The following is a 23811-nucleotide window of genomic DNA, read 5'->3' as shown; positions in this document are numbered from 1 at the left end:
GGACGGTGGTCAGCGCAGTGGACAAGGTCGTCTCCAGCACCCGTGAGGCCGTGGCCGACATCCCCGACGGGGCGGTGCTCGCCGTCGGCGGGTTCGGGCTCTGCGGGGTCCCCTTCCAGTTGATCGACGCCCTGCTCGAGCAGGGCGCGTCGGAGCTCACCACTATCTCCAACAACTGCGGCGTGGACGACCAGGCGCTGGGGGTGCTCCTCTACGCCGGCCGGATCCGCAAGACGATCAGCTCCTTCGTCGGCGGCAACAAGGAGCTGGCCCGGCTGTACCTCTCCGGCCAGCTCGAGGTCGAGCTCACCCCGCAGGGGTCGCTTGCCGAGCGGCTGCGCGCCGGCGGCACCGGCATCCCCGCGTTCTACACCCCCACCGGCGTCGGCACACTGGTCGCCGACGGCGGCATCCCGGTGCGCTACGACGCCGAGGGCAACGTGGTGGCCACCAGCCCGCCGAAGGAGGTCCGCCGCTTCGGCGACCAGGACTTCGTGCTGGAGACGGCGCTGACCGCCGACTACGGGCTGGTCCGGGCGGCGCAGGGCGACCGGCACGGCAACCTGGTGTTCCACGAGTCGGCCCGCAACTTCAACCCGCTGGCCGGGATGGCCGGCACGATCACGATCGCCGAGGTCGAGGAGCTGGTCGAGCCCGGGGAGCTGCTCCCCGAGGCGGTCCACCTGCCCGGGGTGTTCGTGCAGCGGGTGGTCGTCGTCGGCAGCGAGGGCAAGGCCATCGAGAAGCGCACCACCCGCCCCCGCCCGAGCGCCGCCGTCCCCGCGGCCGCCGGCACCGAGACGACGGAGGCCTGACCATGACCCTCACCCGTGACCAGCTCGCCGCCCGGGTCGCCCTCGACCTGGTCGACGGCCAGTACGTCAACCTGGGCATCGGCATGCCCACCCTGGTGCCCAACCACATCCCCGACGGGGTCCACGTGGTGCTGCAGAGCGAGAACGGCGTGCTCGGCGTCGGCCCGTACCCCTTCGAGGGCGACGAGGACCCGGACCTGATCAACGCCGGCAAGGAGACGATCACGCTGCTGCCCGGCGCCAGCTTCTTCGACTCCTCGCTCTCCTTCGGGATGATCCGCGGCCACCACATCGACGTCGCCGTGCTCGGGGCCATGCAGGTGAACGCCCGCGGCGACCTGGCCAACTGGCTGATCCCCGGGAAGATGGTCAACGGGATGGGCGGGGCGATGGACCTCGTCCACGGCGCCCGCGAGGTGGTCGTGATGATGGAGCACGTCGCCCGCGACGGCTCCCCCAAGATCGTCGAGGAGTGCTCGCTGCCGCTCACCGGCAAGGCCTGCGTCGACCGGATCATCACCGACCTGGCGGTCGTCGACGTCACCGGCGACGGCCTGGTGCTGCGCGAGGTGGCCCCCGGCGTGACCGTCGACCAGGTGGTCGCGGCCACCGGTGCCCCGCTCGCCGTCGGCGACGACGTGCCGACGATGCGGCTGCCGGCGTCGGTCTGAAGAAGGACCCCCTGCCCCCCACGCCTCGCACGCTCGGCGCGGGCCCCTGCAGGGGGGCCGCACAACCCACTGCGAGAACGGGAGTCGATGACCTTCTCCGTCATCGCCCGGGACCCGGCCACCGGGGACCTGGGCATCGCGGTCTCCTCCTGCATCCTGGCCGTCGGCCGGGCCGTGCCCACGGTCCGGCCGGGCGTCGGCGTGGTCGCGGTGCAGGCGCGCAGCCGGCGCGGGCTGGGCACGTCGCTGATGGCCGGGCTCGCCGAGGGCACCTCGCCGCAGGACCTGGTGCGGCGCGCGTCGCACGCGGCCGAGGACGTCGACCGGCAGATCGCGGTGCTGGACGCGGCCGGCCAGGTCGCCGCCGACACCGGCCGGGGGTCGCTGCCGGCCAGCGGTCACCTGCTGGGCGAGGGGTTCAGCGTGCAGGGCAACATGCTCGCCTCCCCCGACGTCCTGCCGGCGATGTCCGCTGCCTTCGCCGCGGCCGGCGGCTCGCTGGCCGACCGGCTGCTGGCCGCCCTGACCGCGGGGCAGGACGCCGGTGGCGACCTGCGGGGCCGTCAGTCGGCGGCGCTGCAGGTGGTCAGCGGCACCGCGGCGACCGAGGACGACGACGGCGTCCGGGTCGACCTGCGGGTCGACGACTCCGGCGACCCGGTCGCCCAGCTGCGGATGCTGCGCAACCTGCAGCGCGCGTACGACGAGCGCGACTACGAGACGCTCGCGGTCTTCGCACCGGAGGGCGCCCGCGACCTCTACGCCGCGCTGGCGGCGTCCCGCCGGGGCGACCGGACCGCGGCCCGCACCGCGCTGGAGGCGGTGCGCACCCGCCCCGGCTGGTCGACGTGGCTGGCCTCGATGGCCGGCGACGCCCGGCTGGCCGCGGTGTCCCGGCTGCTGGACTGAGCGGCTAGAGGCCCTCGTCCCGCAGCTCCGCCACCACGTCGTCGGCCAGCTCCTAGGGACGTCCTCCCAGGCGGTCGGGAGCGCCCCGCCGTCAGCGCAGCAGGCTCCGGGCGATCACCATGCGCTGCACCTGGTTGGTGCCCTCGTAGATCTGGGTGATCTTCGCGTCGCGCATCATCCGCTCGACCGGGAAGTCCTGGGTGTACCCGGCCCCGCCGAACAGCTGGACGGCGTCGGTGGTGACCTGCATGGCGGTGTCGGACGCGAAGGCCTTGGCGGCGGCGGAGACCCGGGTGACGTCCGGCCGCCCCTGCTCACCGGCAGCAGCGGCCACGTACACCAGGTGCCGGGCCGCCTGGATCTTCATGTCCATGTCGGCGAGCATGAACTGCACGCCCTGGAAGTCCGACACCGCCGAGCCGAACTGGCGGCGCTCCTTCGTGTAGGCGACCGCGGCGTCGAGCGCGCCCTGGGCCACGCCGACGGCCTGGGCACCGATGGTCGGCCGGGTGAAGTCCAGCGTGCGCAGCGCGGTCTTGAAGCCGGTGCCGGGCTCGCCGATGACCCGGTCGGCCGGGATCGTGCAGTCGGTGAAGTAGAGCTCGCAGGTGGGCGAGCCCTTGATGCCCATCTTCCGCTCCTTGGGGCCCACGGCGAAGCCCGGGTCGTCGCGGTGCACGACGAAGGCGGAGATCCCGTTGGCGCCCTTCTCCGGGTCGGTGACGGCCATGACCGTGAACCACTCCGAGACGCTGGCGTTGGTGATCCACGCCTTGGTGCCGTTGAGCACCCAGCTGTCGCCCTCGAGGCGGGCGCGGGTGCGCATCGACGCCGCGTCGGAACCGGCCTCCCGCTCGGAGAGCCCGTAGCTGATCATCGCGGTGCCGGCGGCGATCGACGGGAGCACCCGCTGCTTGAGCTCCTCGGACGCCGACAGGCTGATCGGCACCGACCCGAGCTTGTTGACCGCGGGGATCAGCGAGGCGCTGACGTCGACCCGGGCGACCTCCTCGATGACGATGCAGGTGGCGATCGCGTCGGCACCCTCACCGCCGTAGGCCTCCGGCACGTGCGTGGCGTGGAAGCCCGCCGCGGTGAGCGCCTTCTGCGCCTCCACCGGGTAGCGGGACTCGGCGTCCACCTCCGCGGCGAAGGGGGCGATCTCCCGTTCGGCGATCTCGCGGACCGCCTCGCGGACGGCCTCGTGCTCCTCGGTCAGCGCGTACAGCCCAGCGTTGTTACCCACGAGTAGATGCTAGGCCGCCGTCCCGCCGCCGGGAAGCACCTCACCCCAGCGGATCAGGGGGCGATCCGGGCCTGCAAGGCGTCGTCCCGGGCCAGCACCGAGGCGGCGAGCTCGGCCTGGAAGCTGCTCACCGCGGCCCGCAGCCGGTCGTCGGCCACCGCGAGGACGCGCACGGCCAGGAGCCCCGCGTTGCGGCCCCCGCCGATCGACACCGTCGCGACCGGCACGCCGGCGGGCATCTGCACGATGGACAGCAGGCTGTCCAGCCCGTCGAGCCGGTCCAGCGGCCGCGGGACGCCGATCACCGGCAGCGGGGTGGCCGCGGCGATCATCCCCGGCAGGTGCGCCGCTCCCCCGGCCCCGGCGATGACCACCCGCAGGCCCCGTGACTCGGCCGTCTCGGCGTAGTCGAGCATCCGCCGGGGGGTGCGGTGCGCGGAGACGACGTGCGCCTCGTAGGGGACGTCGAACTCGGCGAGCGCCGCCGCGGCGGGCTCCATCATCGGCCAGTCGGAGTCGCTGCCCATCACGATGCCGACGACAGGTCCGCTCACGGGGCTCCTCGGTGCTCGGTTCAGTGCTCGGTGTCGAAGGCGAAGGCGTCGTCGACCACGCCGTCGGCCAGGTAGCGGGCCGCGGCGACCGCGCGGGCGCGCACCTCGGCGACGTCGTCGCCCAGCGCGGTGACGTGCCCCAGCTTGCGGCCGCGTCGTTGGCCTTTGCCGTACCAGTGCAGCTTCACGTCGGGCCAGTGCGCCATCAGGTGGTGCACCCGCTCGTCGAGACCCGGGCCCGTCCAGCCGTCGTCCGCGGTCGCCCCGCCGAGCACGTTGGCCATCACGACGACCGGCGCCGTCATCGCGGTGGAGCCGAGCGGGTAGTCCAGGACGGCGCGCAGGTGCTGCTCGAACTGGCTGGTGCGGGCGCCCTCGATGGTCCAGTGCCCGGAGTTGTGCGGGCGCATGGCGAGCTCGTTGACCAGCACGCCGTCGGCGGTCTGGAACAGCTCGACGGCGAGCATGCCCACCACGCCGAGGGAGTCGGCGATCCGGACGGCGAGCTCCTGGGCCGCCGTCGAGAGCTCGTCGGGCAGCCCCGGAGCCGGCGCCAGCACCTCGTTGCAGACCCCGTCGCGCTGCACGGTCTCGACCACCGGCCACACCGCGACCTGGCCGAACGGCGAGCGGGCGACCTGGGCGGAGAGCTCGCGCACCATCGCGACCCGCTCCTCGGCCAGCAGCGTGCCGTGCCGCTCCAGCAGGTCGGCGACCTGGTCGGGCCCGTGGACGACGAAGACGCCCTTGCCGTCGTAGCCGCCCCGCGGGGTCTTCAGCACCACCGGCCAGCCGACCTCGTCGGCGAAGGCGGTGACGTCGTGCACGGTGCGCGCCTCGGCCCAGGCCGGCTGCGGCTCCCCCGCCTCGGCCAGCGCCCGGCGCAGCACGAGCTTGTCCTGCGCGTGGACGATGGCTGCGGAGCCCGGTGCGACGCGGTGGCCGGCTGCCTCCAGGGCGCGCAGGTGCTCGGTGGGCACGTGCTCGTGGTCGAAGGTGAGCACGGTGGCCCCGTCGGCGAGGCGCTCCAGGTCGGCCAGCTCGCGGTGGTCGCCCAGCTGCACGTCGGCGGCGACCAGGGCGGCCGACTCGTCGGGGGCGGCGGCCAGCACCCGCAGCGACTGGCCGAGGGCGATCGCCGCCTGGTGGGTCATCCGGGACAGCTGCCCTCCACCCACCATGGCCACGACCGGGAGAGCGGTGCGGGGGTCGAGTGGAGTGGTCACTGCGGTCGGAAGCACGAGAGTGACCGGACGATGCGACGAGGACCCGAGTGCCCGGCGGCTGTCGGGCATCGACGGCGCCCCCTCACGGTCGGTGACCTCCGTCCGAGACGGGTTCGACGTGTGCCATCCGCTCGACCACGTTCGGACCTCCGGAGACGATGTTCTCAGCCAGGTCATGGGACGGCACCCCGGCCCCCGCTGTTCCTGCGCCATCGTCCGGCACGCGTGGCGTGGCCGGCTCCTTCGGTATGGCGGTGGCCGACCCGGCCGCAGGCTCGGGATCCCGGACATCCTCGGTCCCGACCGGGTCGACCGCACGCGCGGGGACAGACCGACCGGTGCTCCACCGGCGCCACGAGGAGCGTGGAGGGACCAGCGGGAACGCCACCACCGCCGACAGCGCGCTGACGGCCACCACGAAGGCCACGGGCATCGTCCACGTACCGGGCGGCGTCCACTCGAGGGGGACGCTGAACAGCGGGACGCCGAAGCCGTAACCGTAGCGCCACAGCGACCAGAAGAGCGCCGCCACGTGCACTCCTGCCACGAGTGGGGTGAGCGCAAGCGCACTCCACCGGGTCAGCCGGTCCTCACCGTGGCGGGAGGTGAGCGCGGCCATCGCGACGATCGGGAGGCCGATCGACATCGGCAGCCCGTAGCGCCCCTGCCAGATGAGGCCCAGATCGGCTGCCGACGGGATCTGGCTCACCACGGGGACGACGAACGAGGCGACCAGCAGCAGGCCGAGCGCCCAACGCGTGCCGGCCCTGCCGCGCACGAGGCCGGCCAGCACCAGGAGGGCGATGGCCCCACCGAGCAGGACGAGGAACAGGCCGTGGAGCGTCACGTTGAGCGCCCCGAAGACGGCCAACTGCTCCTTGACGTACCGCCCGGTCAGCCCGATGGCCGCACCGAGGGCCGTGGACACGTCCCCGAGCTTCGAGTCAGGGATGCCCCCGAGCGACGCGGTGGGGTCGACGGCCAGCAGCCAGGCTCCGGCGCAGACTGCGCCGATCGCACCGATCGTCGATGCAGGCACCCACCGCCGTTCAGCGAGCGCGGCTCGCCAGAACTCTCGGGTGGCCATCACGACGAGGCAGACGGCGATCAGCAGCGCAAGCAGCCCCGAACCAGGACGTGTGTTCAGGAGCACGACCGCAGTGGTCATGCCTGCGGCCAACCGGCCGCGGACGTGGTGGGCGGCAGGGTCTCGGACGAGGGGGACGAGCAGGCACCAGGTGGCGAAGCCGGCGGCGATCTCCAGACCACTGGAGTTGACCATGCCACCGAAGAAGAGCGCCGTCGGGGTGACTGCCAACCAACCCGCGGCGAGCATCACCCGGCCGTGCCGGCTGGTCCGCAGCGCCCACAGCCCCAGGGCGAAGAACCCCGCGCAGAGGACCGCGCTGACCACCCGCATGCCGAGCACGGCGGCTGTCCCGTCGGACACCAGGCTGGGTAGTCCGACGATCGCGTAGTACAGCGGCGGGTACCGGCCGATCCACGTCTGGACCTCGGCGTCCCGGTTGTCACCGGCGGCGAAGTCGGGGGCGCAGTCGGCAGCCTCGCTCGCCTTCTGCAGGAAGCACTCGGTGTTGTCCATCGAGTCCGCGTAGTACTCCGGGACCTCGACCCCGGTGATGATCTCGAAGTACGTGCCGGGCTGCTCGATGGTGCGCCCGGTCAGCTCGCCGCGCGCGACCGCCGCTGCCTTCACGACGTGAGCGGGCTCGTCGGGGCTGGCGAACAGGGGGGTCGTGATGGCCCAGCCCGAGATGGCCACGGACAGGAGGAACCAGGACAGCAGGAAGAAGCGCAGACCCCTACCACGCCCACCCGTCAGGGGGAACGCCCGAGGTTCCGCGCGTCCGACGTTGGTGCGCACGCAGTTACCGTAGAGCCCGACGAGGAGCTGGACCCAATCGTGCCGCCCGTTCGGGTGGTACCCCGCAGCGAGAGGAGCCGCGTGACCTACGAGGACGTGGCCGTCCTGATCCCCTGCCACAACGAGGCCACGACCATCGCCGAGGTGGTGACCGGCTTTCGGAGGCACCTGCCCGGTGCGCGGGTGGTGGTCTGCGACAACAACTCGACCGACGACACCGGAGCCCTGGCCGTCGAGGCCGGCGCGGACGTCATCCGGGAGACCCACCGGGGCAAGGGGTACGCGGTGCGGCGGTTGTTCTCCGACGTCGACGCGGCGTTCTTCATCATGGTGGACGGCGATGGCACCTACGACGCGAGTGCCGCCCCCGAGATGATCCGGCTCATGCGGGAGGACGGCGTGGACACCGTCCTCGCCGCCCGCGAGGCGCGTTCGGACGACGGCGCCGCCGAGTTCCGGGTGGGTCACCAGTGGGGCAACCGCGTGTTCTCCCGGACCTTCGCCTTCCTCTTCGACACCTCGTACTCCGACGTGCTCACCGGCTACCGTGGCTTCAGCCGGCGGTTCGTGAAGTCCTGCCCCCTACTGGCTCGCGGGTTCGAGGTGGAGATCGAGCTGAACGCTCACGGTGCGTCGCTCGGCATGCCGTGGGCAGAGCTCAGCACGGCGTACGTGGAGCGGGTCACCGGCTCGGAGAGCAAGCTCAACACCTACAGCGATGGCGCCCGCATCTTCCGTCGGCTCTTCCGGCTCTTCCGCGACTTCCGGCCGGCGCTCAGCTTTGGGCTGCCCGGCCTGCTGCTCGGACTGCTGGGCGTGATCATCGTGATCCCCGTCCTGGTCACCTACCAGGACACCGGCACGGTGCCGCGGTTCCCGACGCTGTTCGTCGTGATCGGGCTGTTCCTCGCCGCTCTGGTCCTCGGGCTGGTCGGTGCCATCCTCGAGCGGGCGTCCAGGGACCGCCTGGAGCGCAACCGGCTCGCCTACCTGTCGGTTCCTGCACCATGGCAGCACCGCGGCAGCCACGAGTCGCAGCCCTTCGCGGTCGAAGCACCCGTCGCTGCCCACCTCGACTGAGTGGCAGACCACACGCACGTCCCGGGCCTGGAGCCGATCGTGGCGCCCGGCAACGACTCGTACGCTGACGACGTGACCTCGTCCTCCGGAGAACGTGGCGGCCGCCTGCGTCAGGGCTGGCGTCTGCTGCTGAAGGAGCTCAGCGCCTTCGGCGTGGTGGGCGTGGCCTGCTTCTTCCTCGACGTCGGGCTCTTCCAGCTGCTCTACGCACACATGGGCACCGGCGCGGTGACGGCCAAGCTGCTGTCGACCCTGGTCTCGATGACCGTCGCCTACGTCGGCCACCGCTACTGGTCGTTCTCGCACCGTGCCCGGACCGGCGTACGCCGCGAGTACGTCATGTTCGCCGTCATCAACGGCGTGACCTTGGTGCTGGGCCTCGGCATCGTGGCTCTTGTGCGCTACCCGCTCGGCCAGGACGGGGCTCTCGTCCTCCAGGCCGCCAACCTCGGGTCGATCGTCCTCGGCACCCTCATCCGGTACTTCGCCTACCGACGGTGGGTCTTCCCCGCGCACGGATCCGCACTTGCACGGGAGCGGGACCCCGTGCTCGCCGACGACGCAATCTGACGCCCCGGACGACCCTCAGGGCACGTTGCTGGCAGCGCCGCCGACCCCGGTCAGGCCGCCAGTCGCGAACCGTTCCGGCCGCTGAGCACCTCGAGCCGGCTGGTGATCCGCGTGCGCAGTTCCTCCACGTGGCTGATCAACCCCACCGTGCGGCCACCGCGGCGGAGCTCGTCGAGGACGGTCATCACCGAGTCCAGCGACTGTGGGTCCAGGGTGCCGAAGCCCTCGTCGACGAAGAGCGTGTCGATCTGGACGCCGCCGCTCTCCGCGGTCACGACGTCGGCGAGCCCGAGCGCCAGGGCGAGGGAGGCCATGAAGCTCTCCCCACCGGACAGCGTCTTGGTCGGCCGGCGAAGTCCGGTGTACTCGTCCAGGACGTCGAGGCCCAGGCCGCCGCGGGCACCGTGCCGCCCCTGCGCGTCGCTGTGCAGAAACGTGTAGCGGCCACCGGACATGTCCCGCAGCCGCCGGCTGGCGACCTCGGCCACCTGCTCCAACCGGGCGGCCAGGACGAAGGACTGCAGCCGCATCTTCAAGGCGTTCTGCCCCCGGCCGTTGACCAGGTCGGCCAGTGCCGAGACCTGCTCGGCCGTCGCCCGGTGCTCGTCCAGCTCGACCTCGACCGCGGTCAGGTCGGCGGCGAGAGCGTCGAGGGCCGAGGTGCACCGACGGGCGTCGGCGAGGGCGGCGACCGCCTCCTCGCGGACCGCGGTGGCCGACCGGCAGGCGTCGGTGATGGCGGCGAGGTCGGGCCGCGGCGCCAGATCGGCCAGCTCCGGCTCGGCGAGCGTCGCGGTGACCACTGACCACTGCTGGTCGTGCTCGGTGACCCGGCGCCGGATCCCGGCGGCCCGGCCGCTCTCCAGCAGGGCGTCGGCGGCGGCCAGCAGGTCGGGGAAGCCCGCCTCGGCGACCCGCTCATCGGCGAACCGGCGGGCGGTGTCGGCCGCGGTGCGCGCCCGGACCTCGGCCCCCTCGGCGTCGACGAGCGCCTCGCACCGCTCCGCCTCGCTGGTCAGGCGGCGGATGCGCGCGGGGAGGTCGGGGTCCTCGCCCCGGGCCGCGGTCAGCTGCTCCCGGACCTCGGCCAGCGACTGCTCTGCCGCCGCCAGCTCGGCGCGGCGCTGCACCAGCTCCTCACGGGCGGCCGCCCAGGCGGCGAGCGCATCGTCGCGGGCCGCCACCAGGGCGGTCAGCTGCTGTCGGGCAGCGCCCAGTGTGCTGGCCTGCCCGCGCACCGAGCGCTCTGCTTCGCGCGCCGCGGCGACCACCAGCTCCTGCTCCTCGAGCGGCAGGGCACCCGCCTGGGCGCGCAACCCGGCCAGCTCCCGCTCGATCTCCTCAAGGGCGCGCTGGGCGGCCACCGAGCGGCCCTCGCGCTCCTCCACGACCAGCCGGGCGGCGTCCTCGTCCGCCTGGGTGACCAGCGGACCGTCGTGCCGGGCGAGCCGCGGGTGCTCCACGGCCCCGCAGACCGGGCAGTCGGCACCCTCGGCCAGACCGGCGGCGAGCTCGGCGGCCATCCCGTCCAGCCGTCGGGTGCGCAGGTCGCCCCACGCCTCTCGGGCGTCGAGCCAGGCCTCTCGGGCTGCGCTGCTCGCGGAGCGCAGCTGCTCCACCCGGGTCGACGCCTCCTGCGCCGCTCGGGCGGCGGTCAGCGACGCCCGGGCGCGCTCCAGCGTCGCGGTCGCGCCAGGGAGCCGGGCCTCGGCCTCAGCGGCAGCCGCGACGACCGCCTCCTGCGCAGCCAGCCGGTCGGGCCACCCGGTGGCCGCGACCTCGGCGGCTGCGCACCGGTCGACCAGCTCCGCGACCTGCCGGCCGGTGCGCGCGACCGACCGGGCCAGCTGGTCGGCGCGGTCGACCTCGGGGACCAGCCTGCGCAGCTCGGCCACCTCGTCGCGCAGCGCCCGGGCCAGCAGCGTGTCGGCCGCGCGCCCTGCCGACACCGTGGCCCAGGCCCTGCGGACCGATGCCAGCTGCTGATCGGCGGCCTCGGCCGCCAGGCCCGCGCGCCCGGCGGCCTCCAGCACGTCGCGCACCGGCTCGGCCCGCGTGCTCCCGTCCAGAGCGGCGCGCAGCGGCACCAGCTCCGCGGCCTCGGCCTGCAGCCGCGCCAGCTGGGCGCGGGCCCGGTCCCGGCGGGCGTGGCGCTGCTCCTCGGCCCGGGCCGCGGCCAGCGCCGCATCGACCCGGCCGACCTCGTCGGCCGCTGCGGTGGCCGCCTTCTCGAGTTCGGTCAGCCGCTCGGCGACCTCGGTACGGACCCGGTGCAGCCACGCCCCCGCCTGAGCGGCCGGAGCGACGCCCACGAGTTCGGGGGCCAATTCCTCGGGAACGTCCACGTCGGCGACCTGGGCCACCCGGGCCAGCAGCGTGCTCGCCCTGGTGCGCACCACGTCGAGCTCCGTGCGAGCTGCCCGACGCTGCTCGTCGAGCCAGGACTCCACCCGGGCGAACCGGCCGACGTCGAACAACGTGCGGAGCAGCCGGCTGCGGTCCTCCGGCTCGGCCCGCAGGAAGCGCGCGAAGTCACCCTGCGGCAGCAGGACCACCTGGCAGAACTGCTCCGCCGACAGTCCCAGCCGGGTGCGCAGGTGATCGGACCCCTCATCGATCCGAGTGCTGACCGGCTCCCAGCTGCCCGCGGCCCAGCGCTGCACGGTCAGCCGGGCCTGCTCGGTGGTGAAGCCGGTGCCGCGCCGCTTGGGCCGCTGCTGCTCCGGACGACGGGTGACCAGCAGCCGCTCACTGCCCAGGGTGACCTCGCACTCGACCTGGGTGCGCACCTCGCTCGACGCGTGGTCGCTGCGTAGCCGCTTCTCCTCACCGCGGGCGCCCGGCACGGTGCCGTACAGGGCGTACACGACGCCGTCGAGCAGCGTCGTCTTGCCCGCACCCGTCGGTCCCCACAGCAGGAAGAGCCCGTCCCGGCCGAGATCGTCGAGGTCGACCTCCACCCGCTCGGCGAACGGCCCGAAGGCGGTGAGTGCGAGCCGGTGGACCCTCACCGGTCCTCGCCCTCGCGCGCCGCGGCGACCAGGGCGCGGCCGAGCAGGTCGCGCTCGGCGGGTGTCGCCCCCAGGCCGCGGACGTGGCTCACGAACTCGTCGGCCACCTCGAGATCGCTGCGCCCGGACAGCCGCTCGGTGTAGCTGCGCCCGTCGGCCAGGGCGCCGCTGCCCACCCACTCCAGGTGGACGCAGTACGGGAAGCGACCCTGCAGCTGACGCATCGGGTCGACCGGCCGGATCGGGTCGGTGAGCTGGACGGACAGGAAGTGCTCCACCACGGAGTCGAGCGCCGGCTCGGCGAGCAGCTCGGCCAGCTCACCGCGGAGCAGGGTGAGCTGCCGGGGCGCGGGCAGCGGGACCGGCCGGACCGCGGCGAGGCCGCCGGCGTCGAGGTCGACCAGCCAGGCCTGCTTCTGCTGCCCGGCCTCGCCGAAGGAGTAGGCCAGCGGCGAACCGCTGTACCGCACCCGGTCGCTGAGCGTCTGCGGGCGGTGGAGGTGCCCGAGGGCGACGTAGTCGACCCCGTCGAAGATCGCGGCCGGCACCAGGTCGACCCCGCCCACGCAGATGTCGCGCTCGCTGTCGCTGGGCACTCCGCCGCCGACGAAGGCGTGGGCCAGGACGACGGACCGGCTGTTCGGCCGGAGGAACAAGTCGGACCGGACCCGGTCCATCGCCACGGTGAGGACTGCCTCGTGGCTGCGACCCTCGGCCATGCCCAGCTCGTGCCGGGCGATCTCCGGCTCCAGGTAGGGCAGGCCGTACACGGCGACGTCACCGTGCTCGTCGGACAGCAGGACCGGCTCGTCGAGCGCTGGGGTGACCGCCCGCACGTGCACGCCGGACCGGGCCATCAGGCCGGCGCCGAAGCCCAGCCGGCGCGCCGAGTCGTGGTTTCCGGGCGTGAGGACGATCTCGGCTCCGGCGCGCCGGAGCCGCATCAGCACGCGGTCGAGCACTCCGGTCGCGTCGGCAGAGGGCACCGCACGGTCGTAGACGTCGCCGGCCACCAGCACCACGTCGACCGATTCTGCCGCGACCACCTCGGCCAGCCCGCCGAGCACCGCCTCCTGCTCCGCCAGCAGGTCGGTGCCGTGCAGGGACCTGCCGATGTGCCAGTCGGAGGTGTGGAGCAGGCGCATGCCCCGAAGCTAGGTCGGCCCTCTGACAGAACCGCCCAGGCGCGCCGTGACGGACCGGTCCGGTGGTCAGCCCGGCCCCCGCACCGGCCCCTCAGTGCTGCTGGGTGGGGTGCCCGTCGCCGCGGTGGTACTCCCCGAGGTAGGCCGCGCTCTCCTGCGCCCGCCGGTCGGCGTCCTCCTCGACCAGCTGGTTGAGCAGCTGCTGCACGCCGTCGCTGTCCGGGATGGCGGAGAACACCGTGGGGCCGCCCTCCCCCGCCGTCTCGATCGACACGGTGCCGGAGTTGATGACCCGCTCCCACAGCGTCTGCTTGTAGGAGACGTCGGTGATCCGGGACAGCCCGATGTCCCGGCCGTGCCGGGCGAGGATGCCGGTGCGGAAGAGCAGCCGGTGCGTGGTGACCACGTAGTGCGTCGTCCGCCAGCGCAGCAGCGGCACCGCCACGAGCACGAGCGCCAGGACGGCGGCCGCGGCGACCACGACGAGCCGCCACAGGCCCTGCTGGTCGCCGTCGGGCACCAGCGCGGCCCCGAAGGACGCGGCGCCCACGAGGACGAGGAACAGCACGACCGGCCAGAAGACCGTCGTCCAGTGCGGGTGCAGGTGGCGGACGACCTCCTCGTCCTCGCCGAGCACCTTGTCCGGGTACGCCATGCGGACAGGATGACCGACCGCGCAGGCGCAGTCATCCCTCCCGGACGCTGCGCCGCACGTGTCGCACGTCGCCGGAGGCGAGCTCGAGCACCCCGGCGGGGGTGCGCACCACGAGCCGGCCGTCCCAGTCGACCGCCTCGGCGAGGCCGTCGAGCGTGGACCCGTCGGGCATCGTCACGGTGACGGTGCTGCCGACGGTGCTGCACCAGGCCAGGTAGTCCTGGGCGAGCCCGGAGGACACCGGGTCGCCGAGCACCTCGGTCCAGCGCCGGTAACGCCGCTCGAACGCGCGCAGGAAGGCCAGCAGCACCTCGGTCCGGTCGACCGGACCCCCCGCCACCAGCGCGAGGGAGGTGCCGGTGTCCGGCAGCTCCTCGCGGCGGGTGGAGACGTTGAGCCCCACGCCGACGACGACGGCCGACCCGGAGCTCTCGGCCAGGATCCCGGCGAGCTTGGTGCCGTCGGGCGCGAGCAGGTCGTTGGGCCACTTCAGCGAGGTGCGCACCCCGGCCGCCGCGGACACCGACTCGGCCAGGGCCACGCCGGTGAGCAGCGACAGCCAGGCGCGGCGGGCAGCGGGGACGTCGGGGCGCAGCAGCAGCGAGACGGTCACCCCGGCCCGCGGCGGCGAGGTCCAGGTGCGGTCCAGCCGGCCCCGCCCGGCCTGCTGGTGCTCGGCGACCAGGACCAGCCCCTCGGGCTCGCCGGCGGCCGCCCGGGTGACCAGCTCGGCGTTGGTCGACCCGATCGCCTCGACGGCCTCGACCGCCCGCCAGAGGCTGCTGCCGGCGGTGAGCGAGGCGGTCAGGGCGGCGGCGTCGAGGGCCGGGCGGTCGGCGTCTCCGCCCGCGGGGAGGTCGGGTCCTGGCACGTCACCTACGCTACGGCGCTGTGAGTGCCGCCGAACTGGAGAGCGCGGGAGAACCCGTCCCCGCCGACATCGACCTGCACACGACCGCCGGCAAGCTGGCCGACTTCCAGCGGCGGGTGGAGGAGGCGTCGCACGCCGGGTCCGAGCGCGCGGTGGCCAAGCAGCACGCCGCCGGGAAGATGACCGCCCGCGAGCGGATCGAGGCGCTGCTGGACCCGGGCTCGTTCACCGAGCTCGACGAGTTCGCCCGGCACCGGTCCACGAACTTCGGGATGGACGCCCGGCGCCCCTTCGGCGACGGCGTCGTCACCGGGTACGGCACCGTCGACGGCCGCCCGGTGTGCGTGTTCTCCCAGGACGTGACCGTCTTCGGCGGCAGCCTCGGCGAGGTCTACGGCGAGAAGATCGTCAAGGTGCTCGACCTGGCGGTGCGCAACGGCTGCCCGGTCATCGGGATCAACGAGGGCGGCGGTGCCCGGATCCAGGAGGGCGTGGTCTCCCTCGGCCTCTACGCGGAGATCTTCCGGCGCAACGTGCACGCCTCCGGCGTCGTCCCGCAGATCTCGCTGGTGATGGGGGCCGCGGCCGGCGGGCACGTGTACTCCCCCGCGCTCACCGACTTCATCGTGATGGTCGACAAGACCAGCCAGATGTTCATCACCGGCCCCGACGTGGTGAAGACCGTGACCGGTGAGGACGTGACGCTCGAGGAGCTCGGCGGCGCCCGCACCCACAACACCAAGTCCGGCGTCGCGCACTACCTGGCCGAGGACGAGGCCGACGCGCTGGACTACGTCAAGGCGCTGCTGTCCTACCTGCCCAGCAACAACCTGGACCCGCTGCCGGCGATCGAGGTCGCCCCGGTCGACACCGCGCTGCCCGAGGCGCTCACCGAGACCGACCTCGAGCTCGACACCTTCATCCCCGACTCGCCCAACACGCCCTACGACATGCACACCGTCATCGAGCACGTGCTCGACGACGGCGACTTCCTCGAGGTGCAGGAGCTGTGGGGGCCCAACATCCTCACCGGTTTCGGCCGGGTCGAGGGCCGCCCGGTCGGCGTCGTGGCCAACCAGCCCACCCAGTTCGCCGGGACGCTGGACATCGACGCCAGCGAGAAGGCCGCTCGGTTCGTGCGCACCTGCGACGCGTTCAACATCCCGGTGCTCACCTTCGTCGACGTCCCCGGCTTCCTGCCCGGCACCTCCCAGGAGTGGGACGGCATCATCCGCCGCGGCGCCAAGCTGATCTACGCCTACGCCGAGGCCACCGTCCCGCTGATCACGGTGATCACCCGCAAGGCCTACGGCGGCGCCTACGACGTGATGGGGTCCAAGCACCTCGGTGCCGACGTCAACCTGGCCTGGCCGACCGCGCAGATCGCCGTCATCGGCGCGCAGGGCGCGGTCGGCATCCTCTACCGCAAGGAGCTCGCCGCGGCGGAGGACCCGGAGGCGCTGCGCGCGGAGCTGATCACCGAGTACGAGGGCACCCTGGCCAACCCCTACATCGCCGCCGACCGCGGGTACGTGGACGCGGTCATCCCGCCGTCGCACACCCGCATCCACGTGGTGCGGGCGCTGCGGCTGCTGGCCAACAAGCGGGAGACGCTGCCGCCCAAGAAGCACGGGAACATCCCGCTGTGACGGCGACCGAGCCGCTCCTCCGCGTCGTCCGCGGCGAGCCCACCGCCGAAGAGCTCGCCGCGCTCACCGTCGTCGTCGCGGCGATGTCCCAGCGCCGTCCGCGCCGCCGGCCCTCCCCGGTGGGCGGCTGGGGTTCCCCGGTCGTCCGCACCCCGCTGCAGCCGGGCCCCGGTGGCTGGCGCGCGGCCGGGCGGCCGGCATGAGCCGCCGGCTGGTGCTGGCGTCGCAGTCCCCCGCCCGGCTGCAGCTGATGCGCCAGGCCGGGCTCACCCCGGAGGTCGTGGTCAGCGGGGTCGACGAGTCCGCGGTGACCGCGCCCCGGGTGGCCGAGCTGGTCGCGCTGCTGGCCGCCGCCAAGGCGGGTGCGGTCGCCAAGGAGGAGACCGACGCCCTGGTGGTCGGCGCCGACTCGCTGCTGGAGTTCCGCGGCCAGGCGATGGGCAAGCCGGCGGACGCCGCCGACGCCCGGCTGCGCTGGCAGCGGATGGCCGGGCGCAGCGGCGTGCTGCACACCGGTCAGGCCGTGCTCGACGTGCAGGGCGGCTCGGTGACCCAGCGGGACGTCGGCGTCTCCTCGACCGTCGTCCACTTCGCCACCCCCACCCCGGCCGAGCTGGAGTCCTACCTCGGCACCGGTGAGCCGCTGGCGGTCGCCGGCGCCTTCACCCTCGACGGGCTGGGCGCCCCGTTCGTCCGCCGGATCGAGGGCGACCACTCCGCGGTCATCGGCCTCTCGCTGCCGCTGCTGCGCACCCAGCTCGCCAAGCTCGGGGTGGCGCTGACCGACCTCTGGCAGCGCTGAGCACCCCGTCCCGAACGTGTCGTCGAAGGAGAACTGACGTGCAGAAGGTCCTGATCGCCAACCGCGGTGAGATCGCGGTGCGCGTCGCGCGTGCCTGCCGGGACGCCGGGCTCACCAGCGTCGCCGTGTACGCCGAGCCGGACCGGGACGCCCTGCACGTGCGCGCCGCCGACGAGGCCTTCGCCCTCGGCGGCACCACCCCCGGCGACTCCTACCTGGTGGTCGACAAGATCCTGGACGCCGCCCGGCAGTCCGGCGCCGACGCGGTGCACCCCGGCTACGGGTTCCTGTCCGAGAACGCCGACTTCGCCCAGGCGGTCATCGACGCCGGGCTGACCTGGATCGGCCCCTCTCCCCAGGCGATCATCGACCTCGGTGACAAGGTCGCCGCCCGGCACATCGCCACCAAGGCCGGCGCCCCGCTGGTGCCCGGCACCAAGGACCCGGTCGCCGACGCCGACGAGGTCATCGCCTTCGCCCAGGAGCACGGGCTGCCGGTGGCGATCAAGGCCGCCTTCGGCGGTGGCGGCCGCGGGCTCAAGGTGGCCCGCACGATCGAGGAGATCCCCGAGCTGTTCGACTCCGCCGTCCGGGAGGCGGTCTCCGCCTTCGGTCGCGGGGAGTGCTTCGTCGAGCGGTTCCTGGACAAGCCCCGGCACGTCGAGGCCCAGGTGCTCGCCGACACCCACGGGAACGTCATCGTCGTCGGCACCCGGGACTGCTCGCTGCAGCGGCGCAACCAGAAGCTGGTCGAGGAGGCGCCAGCGCCGTTCCTCACCGAGGAGCAGCGCGAGCGGATCCACTCCTCGGCCAAGGCGATCTGCGCCGAGGCCGGCTACCACGGCGCCGGCACCGTCGAGTACCTGGTGGGGGCCGACGGCTCGATCTCCTTCCTGGAGGTCAACACCCGGCTGCAGGTCGAGCACCCGGTCAGCGAGGAGACCTCCGGCATCGACCTGGTGCGCCAGCAGTTCCGCATCGCCGAGGGCCTGCCGCTGGAGATCACCGAGGACCCCGCCCCGCGCGGGCACAGCATCGAGTTCCGGATCAACGCCGAGGACGCCGGGCGGAACTTCATGCCCGCGCCCGGCCCGGTGACCCGGCTGGAGGTCCCGCAGGGCCCCGGCGTGCGCTGGGACTCCGGCGTCGAGACCGGCGGCGAGGTCGCAGGCGCGTTCGACTCGATGCTGGCCAAGCTGATCGTCACCGGCGCCACCCGCACCGAGGCCCTTCAGCGGGCCCGCCGCGCGCTGGCCGAGCTGGTCGTCGAGGGCATGCCCACCGTCGTCCCGTTCCACCGCGCCGTGGTGAGCGACCCCGCGTTCACCAGCGAGCCGTTCACCGTGCACACCCGGTGGATCGAGACCGAGTGGGACAACCAGGTCCCGCCGTACGGACCGGCTGCGGAGACCGCCGACGCCGAGCCGCGGCAGACCGTCGTCGTCGAGGTCGGCGGGCGCCGGCTGGAGGTCTCGCTGCCGGCCGGGCTGGCCGCGGGTGGCCCCGCACCGGCCGCTGCCGGCGCCAAGCCGCGCAAGCGCGGCGGCGGTCACGGCGGCTCGGCCGCCTCCGGCGACTCGCTGACCGCGCCGATGCAGGGCACCATCGTCAAGGTGGCCGTCTCCGACGGCGCGACCGTGGCCGCCGGCGACCTGGTCGTGGTGCTCGAGGCCATGAAGATGGAGCAGCCCATCACCGCCCACAAGGCCGGCACCGTGTCCGGCCTGACCGCCGAGGTCGGCGCGAGCGTGACCAGCGGGGCCGTCCTGTGCACCATCTCCGACGCCGCCGGCTGAGGGCCGACCGCCGGGCGGATCAAGGGTGGGTGTCGGGAACGAAGCCGCAGCCCAGGCTCCGGGTGCCCCACCCCGTGTCCGCAGTGGCGCAGACGGTCCAACCCCCGCCGCTCGATCCCTGCGGGAGCTCCATGGACCAGCCGTGCGCTGGACCGGCACCGGGAAAGGTGACGGCGATGTCAGGGCGGTCCTCGTCCGCCGTGACCCGCCGGTCGGTGCGGTTGTAGGCGTCGTACGCCGTCACCTCGATCGAGGCCGTCGGGTCATCAGGGTCTAGGGCCCAGCCGGACAGGGTGATGACCCCCGAGGCGGCGGTGCGGACGTCGACGTTCCCGATCGGCAGCGCGCGGCTGGTGACGACGTCACGGCAGCCCAGGTCGGCGCCGGGTGCTCGACCGACGTCGGGAACGGTGACGCACACCCGGTGCCGACCCGGGGCGACGGAGCGCTCGAACGACCAGCCGGCCGACGGGCCTGCGACCGGGAACGCGGCGGCGACGTCGGCCCGCGCCAGCTGCTCGGCGCTCCCCCACGTCTCGCCGTCCACGGACACGAGCGGGCGGGTGGTCGTGCCCGGGGAGTCGGCGTCGAACGCCCAGCCGGTGAGGAGCAGCCGTGCCCCTTGCACCTGCACGTGCTCCCAGGCCGCGGTCGGTGACGTCATCCCCACCTTGATGTCCCGGCAGCCCAGTGGGGTGTTCCGCCGCGAGTCGTCCGCGTCGATGACCAGACGCAGGCCCGGTGGAGCCCGGACTCGAGGTACGCCGTCAGGCTCCAGCCCGCGGAGTCCCCGGCGGCTGGGTGAGCGGCGTGCACGTCAGGCCGGAGGTCGCCGGTCCACAGAGCGGCGGTCCCCGTGTCGAGGTAGACGTGAACCTGCACTGCCTCCCCCGGCCGGTCGGGGTCGAAGGCCCAACCGGAGATCGTGGTGTGGGGCATCTGCACCCGGGTCTCGTCCCAGCTGGCCAGCGGGAGCGCCATCTGCGTGGTGACCGTGCGGCAGCCCAGCGGGGTGTTCCGGGACGGGTCGTCGACGTCGATGACGTACACGCAGACGCTGCGGGACCCCGGGAGGAGGAACACGCTCGCCGTCCAGCCGTGCTGGGAGCCCGTCCCCGGATACGCGGCCCCGACGTCGGGCCCCGACGTCGGGCCGCGACGTCGGCTCCCCGGTGCCCGCGAATCGCCCGTCCGCGTAGACGTGCACCGCGGTGTCCACCGTGGGCTGGTCCAGGTCGAGTGCCCAGCCGCGTAGCTCGGCGCGCGTGCCGTTCGGTGTCGTCTCCTCCCAGTTGCCCACGGGCTGCGTGCCCGCCGTGACGATCGACCGGCAGCCGAGTGGCGTGTACGTCGACGGCGTGGCCGGGTCGATGGCGTGGACGCACACGGTGTGCCGGCCCACCGGCACCTCCCCGGACCAGGTGAAGCCGTGCGCGGGACCGGCACCGGGGAAGGCCGCCGCGACGTCCGGCCGATCACGGTCGGCGACCAGGGCCGCGCCCCGACCGTCCACGTAGACGTGCACCGCGACGGCCGCGTGCGGCTGGTCCGGGTCCGTGGTCCAGCCCGCGATGGACAGGGTCGACCCCGTCGCCGACAGCGCCTCCCAATTGCCGACCGGTGGTGCGGCCGCCTTCGCCGGGAGCGCGCCCGCGGCGAGGGCGAGGCAGCCGGTGAGCAGGACCAGGACGACGCCGCGCAGGAGGGCGTGCGGGTGGCCGCACCACCGGGACTCGGGCGACACGCCGGGATGCTGGCACGCGAGGACCTGACAGGACCGGCTCGCCGTCACTCCACGCCCACACCGGACCGACCAGTCACTCACCGCTCACCCGCCGTCCACCGGCCGGCTCCGACTGCGGGACGGCTCAGCCGCGTCCTGGGATCGGTCCGTCCACGGCGGACGCACACACCGAGCGGCCGCAGCGGAGGCTTCGACGCCCCGAAGCCCGTGCGGCCCGGCCGGGCTACGGGCCGGTCGTGACGGTGCGGCAGCCGAGGGGCGTGTTGCGCGCCGGCAGGTCGTCGATCGCGTAGCTGCAGACGGTGTGCGTCCCAGCGCCCACCTGCGTGCTGAAGGCGAAACCGTGCGCGTCCCCGACGCCGGGGAAGGCAGCCGCGACGTCCGGCCGGGACAGCTCGGAGGTGACCGCCGCGCCCACCCCGTCGACGTAGAGGTGCACGGTGCTCGGCGTCGTCGGGGTGTCGGGGTCCAGCGCCCACCCGGTCACCGAGACCGTCGTGCCCCGCGCCGTGACCTGGTCCGCACTGCCGAGCGGGAGGGCCACCTGGGTGCTGATGGACCGGCACCCCAACGGTGCGTTGCGCGACCCGAGGTCCCTGTCGATCGCGTATGTGCAGACGACGTGCGGGCCCGGCGACACCTGGACCGTGGCGCTGAACCCGTGCGCCGGTCCCGCTCCCGGGAGGACCGCAGCGACGTCGGGACGGTCGCCGTCCGCCGTGGCCGCCGTCCCCCGGCCGTCCACGTACACGTGCACGGCGACCGGTGCGGTGAGGTCGTCGGGGTCCACCGCCCAGCCGCGCACCGTCAACGCTGGACCGGAGGCCGAGAGCACCTCCCAGTTGGCAACCGGCAGGGCGAAGTGGACGGCGACCGAACGGCAGCCCAGCGGGGTGTTGCGGGTCGGGGTGTCGGCGTCGATGGCATAGACGCACACCGAGTGGACGCCCGGTGCGACCGTGGCCGAGGAGGAGAACCCGTGCGCCGCTCCCGCACCCGGGAAGGCCGCTGCGACGTCGGGACGGTCGCCGGCCGCGACGACCACGGTTGCCCGGCCGTCGACGTAGACGTGCACCCGCCCCGACGTGGTGGGCAGGTCAGGGTCCATCGCCCAGCCCTGCACGGTGATGTCCGAGCCGGAGACCGAGACGGCGTCCAGGGAGGCACGCGGCAGCCGTGTCGCCACCGTGACCACCCGGCAACCAAGCGTGCTGTTACCGGGCCCGTGGGCCACGTCGATGGCGAAGGCGCAGATGGTGTGACCGCCCTCCGGGAGGACGGTGCTGAAGGACCACCCGTGCAGGGCACCCGCGCCCGGGCGGGCGACCGCGACGTCGTCACGGGCCAGGTCGGCGGTCAGCGCGACGCCCCGGCCGTCGACGTAGACGTGTACCGGCACGCTCACCGACGGGGCGTCCGGGTCCAGCGCCCAGCCCGACATCGAGTACGTGACCCCGGAGAGCACCGCGGTGTCCAGCGAGCCGACCGGCGCACGCCCGGGCACGACCCGGACCACCGCCCCACCGGCGGACTGGGACGTCACGGTCACCGTGAAGGCGCCGTCTGCGAGCACCAGGGGGCTGCCGGGCGTGATCACGGTGCGGACGTCGCCGCCCCAGGAGGCCCGCGCGGACGGCGTCGGGTCCAGCAGCAGGGAGGAGTCGGGCTGACCCGGGTTGGCGCGGCGGAGCACCACCCCCTGGTCCAGGCCCACCACGTTGCCGGACGTGCCCAGCCAGGAGTCGCGGCCGACGGCCGTCCGGTACTCCAGCCAGTAGACGACGCCGCCGGCCGTGGTCAGCTTGACCGCCCGCGTCCCGCTGCTGCCGCCCAACGGCGACAGCAGGTGGTCGGCGGCCAGGGTGTCCGGGGTGACCTCGACGCGCTGGGCGGCCGGCAGCACGCCGAGCTGGGCCTGCTGGAGCGCCGACAGGGTGCCGACCTGGCTCCAGGAGACGCCCATCAGGTCGTAGTAGTCCTGGTACGCGCTGATCTGGCAGGCGCTGCCGAGCGGCCCCTCGACCGCGCGGTCGCACTGCAGCTCCGAGGAGTGGTTGAGACCGAAGTTGTGCCCGAGCTCGTGGGCGATCACGGAGGTGGCGGTCGCCCGGACGTAGATCCGGCCACCGGAGTTCATGTCCTGGCGCACCTCGCCCAGCCCGTAGGAGCAGCCGGTGGCGCCGGACGGGACGTAGACGAGCAGGTGCCGGCCCGCGGCGTAGGTCCAGCCCGCCCGGGCCGCCGCCTCGGTCCACAGCGCGGTGGGATTGGCGCAGGTCGACGTCCCCTGGAACCAGTCGACGGCCGCGGTGACCCCGACCCGGACGGCACCGCCGCTCTGCTGCTCCCAGAAGTCACCGACCGGCCCGTTGACCGCCGAGACGACCTGGGCCAGCGTGGTGGAGTCCCGCGCGGCGTTGGCCGGCTGGAGCATCACCACGGTGACCGGGTGGTTGACCGGGGCCACGGTCTGCGCGGTCGTCGGCTCGTCGGGGGCCGGGCCGGCCAGGACGTCGGCGGCCAGCACCTCGCGGGCGGGCTCCTGCCCCTCGGCCGCGGCCTGGTCGGGCACGGTCTCGCCGACGGTGACCTCGACGGTGGCACCGGCGGGCAGCTCGGCGACGTCCTCGGTGACGACCCGCACCGTGTCACCCGCGGCGGTCTCCACCCAGCTGAGCAGCGTGTCGTCGTGGCCGTCGTCGTGCCCGTCCTCGTGCCCGTCCCCGTGCCCGTCCTCGTGCCCGTCCCCGTGCCCGTCCTCGTGGCCGTCCTCGTCGGCCGGCGCCGGGTCGGCGTAGGCCTGCACCAGCTCACCGACGACCGTGTCACCGGCCTCGGCCGGTGCCTCCGGGGCGTCCTCCGTCGCGGGCGCGGTGGACGGCGTCGGGATCACGGCCGGCGCCGGGGCCTCGGTGGGCGCCGGGGCCTCGGTGGGCGCCGGGGCCTCGGTGGGCGCCGGGGCCTCGGTGGGCGCCGGGGCCTCGGTCGGAGCCGGTGTCGTGGGCTCGGCGCTCGCGGTCGTCGGCGCCGGCGTCTGCTCGGCGCGGGCGGCGACCGGACCGGTCGCGAGGACCCCGGTCAGCACGACGGCGGTGGCAACGAGCCCGATGAGGCGGCGGCGCGGCCGGTTGTCGACGTGCAAGGAAGAACTCCTGACCGAGGGGGGACCTGGGTCAGCATCG

General features: G+C 74.0%; 20 protein-coding genes. 9 read left to right on the top strand and 11 right to left on the bottom strand.

Annotated elements, in window-relative coordinates:
- The first annotated feature begins 17 nt into the window (after positions 1 to 17).
- From FHX36_RS19885 to FHX36_RS19875, 3 genes are all read left to right on the top strand, one after another.
- Complete coding sequence (locus FHX36_RS19885) at positions 18 to 815, top strand: CoA transferase subunit A (protein ID WP_110550499.1); 798 nt, start codon at positions 18 to 20, stop codon at positions 813 to 815.
- Positions 816 to 817: 2 nt separating this feature from the next.
- Positions 818 to 1486 (top strand): CoA transferase subunit B, encoded by a 669-nt coding sequence (locus FHX36_RS19880; protein WP_110550497.1) that lies wholly within the window; start codon positions 818 to 820, stop codon positions 1484 to 1486.
- 87 nt (positions 1487 to 1573) lie between these two features.
- Complete coding sequence (locus tag FHX36_RS19875; protein ID WP_110550495.1) at positions 1574 to 2395, top strand: DUF1028 domain-containing protein; 822 nt, start codon at positions 1574 to 1576, stop codon at positions 2393 to 2395.
- A 91-nt stretch (positions 2396 to 2486) separates the two neighbouring features.
- Here the strand turns inward: FHX36_RS19875 and FHX36_RS19870 are convergent, their stop codons facing one another.
- The 4 genes from FHX36_RS19870 to FHX36_RS19855 all read right to left on the bottom strand — a co-directional run bounded on the left by FHX36_RS19870 (position 2487) and on the right by FHX36_RS19855 (position 7306).
- Entirely contained in the window at positions 2487 to 3641 is a 1155-nt protein-coding gene (locus FHX36_RS19870; protein WP_110550493.1) for an acyl-CoA dehydrogenase family protein, read from the bottom strand.
- A gap of 53 nt (positions 3642 to 3694) precedes the next feature.
- Positions 3695 to 4195, bottom strand: coding sequence for a 5-(carboxyamino)imidazole ribonucleotide mutase (gene purE / locus FHX36_RS19865; protein ID WP_258372556.1), 501 nt, complete (start codon positions 4193 to 4195; stop codon positions 3695 to 3697).
- A gap of 20 nt (positions 4196 to 4215) precedes the next feature.
- Positions 4216 to 5421 carry a 5-(carboxyamino)imidazole ribonucleotide synthase gene (locus FHX36_RS19860; RefSeq protein WP_220035782.1) on the bottom strand — a complete coding sequence of 402 codons (1206 nt, stop codon included), beginning with the start codon at positions 5419 to 5421 and terminating at the stop codon, positions 4216 to 4218.
- An 82-nt stretch (positions 5422 to 5503) separates the two neighbouring features.
- A complete protein-coding gene (locus FHX36_RS19855) occupies positions 5504 to 7306 on the bottom strand; it encodes a DUF2142 domain-containing protein (RefSeq protein WP_183514056.1) in 1803 nt (600 codons plus the stop codon).
- Between the two features lie 81 nt (positions 7307 to 7387).
- Between FHX36_RS19855 and FHX36_RS19850 the strand changes: the two genes are divergently transcribed.
- Together FHX36_RS19850 and FHX36_RS19845 are read left to right on the top strand one after the other, a co-directional pair.
- Positions 7388 to 8386: a glycosyltransferase gene (locus tag FHX36_RS19850; RefSeq protein ID WP_220035781.1), complete on the top strand. Its 999-nt coding sequence runs from the start codon at positions 7388 to 7390 to the stop codon at positions 8384 to 8386.
- 72 nt (positions 8387 to 8458) lie between these two features.
- Positions 8459 to 8956, top strand: a complete 498-nt coding sequence (locus FHX36_RS19845; protein WP_258372555.1) for a GtrA family protein — start codon at positions 8459 to 8461, stop codon at positions 8954 to 8956.
- A 50-nt stretch (positions 8957 to 9006) separates the two neighbouring features.
- On the opposite strand, the gene FHX36_RS24055 is transcribed toward FHX36_RS19845, so the two are convergent.
- The 4 genes from FHX36_RS24055 to FHX36_RS19825 form a co-directional block, all read right to left on the bottom strand.
- Positions 9007 to 11967, bottom strand: coding sequence for an AAA family ATPase (locus FHX36_RS24055; protein WP_110550483.1), 2961 nt, complete (start codon positions 11965 to 11967; stop codon positions 9007 to 9009).
- Positions 11964 to 13112, bottom strand: coding sequence for an exonuclease SbcCD subunit D (locus FHX36_RS19835; protein WP_110550481.1), 1149 nt, complete (start codon positions 13110 to 13112; stop codon positions 11964 to 11966). Before FHX36_RS19835 ends, FHX36_RS24055 begins: the two co-directional genes overlap by 4 nt.
- A gap of 91 nt (positions 13113 to 13203) precedes the next feature.
- On the bottom strand, positions 13204 to 13767 hold the full coding sequence (locus FHX36_RS19830) for a PH domain-containing protein (protein ID WP_110550479.1): 564 nt from the start codon (positions 13765 to 13767) through the stop codon (positions 13204 to 13206).
- 31 nt (positions 13768 to 13798) lie between these two features.
- The gene (locus FHX36_RS19825; protein ID WP_110550476.1) at positions 13799 to 14638 is read right to left on the bottom strand and encodes a biotin--[acetyl-CoA-carboxylase] ligase; all 840 of its coding nucleotides are present in this window, start codon (positions 14636 to 14638) and stop codon (positions 13799 to 13801) included.
- Positions 14639 to 14658: 20 nt separating this feature from the next.
- Between FHX36_RS19825 and FHX36_RS19820 the strand changes: the two genes are divergently transcribed.
- The 4 genes from FHX36_RS19820 to FHX36_RS19805 are packed head-to-tail and all read left to right on the top strand — an operon-like array spanning position 14659 to position 18885.
- Positions 14659 to 16287: an acyl-CoA carboxylase subunit beta gene (locus FHX36_RS19820; RefSeq protein WP_110550474.1), complete on the top strand. Its 1629-nt coding sequence runs from the start codon at positions 14659 to 14661 to the stop codon at positions 16285 to 16287.
- Entirely contained in the window at positions 16284 to 16490 is a 207-nt protein-coding gene (locus FHX36_RS19815) for an acyl-CoA carboxylase subunit epsilon (protein ID WP_110550472.1), read from the top strand. The genes FHX36_RS19820 and FHX36_RS19815 overlap by 4 nt, the downstream gene beginning before the upstream one ends.
- A complete protein-coding gene (locus FHX36_RS19810) occupies positions 16487 to 17089 on the top strand; it encodes a Maf family protein (protein ID WP_110550470.1) in 603 nt (200 codons plus the stop codon). Before FHX36_RS19815 ends, FHX36_RS19810 begins: the two co-directional genes overlap by 4 nt.
- Before the next feature lie 38 nt (positions 17090 to 17127).
- A complete protein-coding gene (locus tag FHX36_RS19805; protein WP_110550468.1) occupies positions 17128 to 18885 on the top strand; it encodes an acetyl/propionyl/methylcrotonyl-CoA carboxylase subunit alpha in 1758 nt (585 codons plus the stop codon).
- A 19-nt stretch (positions 18886 to 18904) separates the two neighbouring features.
- Here the strand turns inward: FHX36_RS19805 and FHX36_RS19800 are convergent, their stop codons facing one another.
- From FHX36_RS19800 to FHX36_RS19790, 3 genes are all read right to left on the bottom strand, one after another.
- Entirely contained in the window at positions 18905 to 19549 is a 645-nt protein-coding gene (locus tag FHX36_RS19800; RefSeq protein WP_110550466.1) for a hypothetical protein, read from the bottom strand.
- Positions 19546 to 19935, bottom strand: a complete 390-nt coding sequence (locus FHX36_RS19795; protein WP_183514054.1) for a hypothetical protein — start codon at positions 19933 to 19935, stop codon at positions 19546 to 19548. The genes FHX36_RS19800 and FHX36_RS19795 overlap by 4 nt, the downstream gene beginning before the upstream one ends.
- Before the next feature lie 917 nt (positions 19936 to 20852).
- Complete coding sequence (locus tag FHX36_RS19790) at positions 20853 to 23771, bottom strand: zinc-dependent metalloprotease family protein (protein ID WP_183514052.1); 2919 nt, start codon at positions 23769 to 23771, stop codon at positions 20853 to 20855.
- Positions 23772 to 23811 lie beyond the last annotated feature (40 nt).

The sequence above is a fragment of the Modestobacter versicolor genome, from assembly GCF_014195485.1.
GTDB lineage: Bacteria > Actinomycetota > Actinomycetes > Mycobacteriales > Geodermatophilaceae > Modestobacter > Modestobacter versicolor.
Note: the sequence above shows the minus strand (reverse complement) of the source record. Positions and strands in the feature narration are given on the sequence as shown.

What these genes read in the sequence shown, in the direction of transcription:
- FHX36_RS19880 (WP_110550497.1), top strand. Translation starts at nt 818, where the DNA reads ATGACCCTCACCCGTGACCAGCTCGCCGCCCGGGTCGCCCTCGACCTG.
- FHX36_RS19875 (WP_110550495.1), top strand. Translation starts at nt 1,574, where the DNA reads ATGACCTTCTCCGTCATCGCCCGGGACCCGGCCACCGGGGACCTGGGC.
- FHX36_RS19835 (WP_110550481.1), bottom strand. Translation starts at nt 13,112, where the DNA reads ATGCGCCTGCTCCACACCTCCGACTGGCACATCGGCAGGTCCCTGCAC.
- FHX36_RS19830 (WP_110550479.1), bottom strand. Translation starts at nt 13,767, where the DNA reads ATGGCGTACCCGGACAAGGTGCTCGGCGAGGACGAGGAGGTCGTCCGC.
- FHX36_RS19810 (WP_110550470.1), top strand. Translation starts at nt 16,487, where the DNA reads ATGAGCCGCCGGCTGGTGCTGGCGTCGCAGTCCCCCGCCCGGCTGCAG.
- FHX36_RS19800 (WP_110550466.1), bottom strand. Translation starts at nt 19,549, where the DNA reads ATGACGTCACCGACCGCGGCCTGGGAGCACGTGCAGGTGCAAGGGGCA.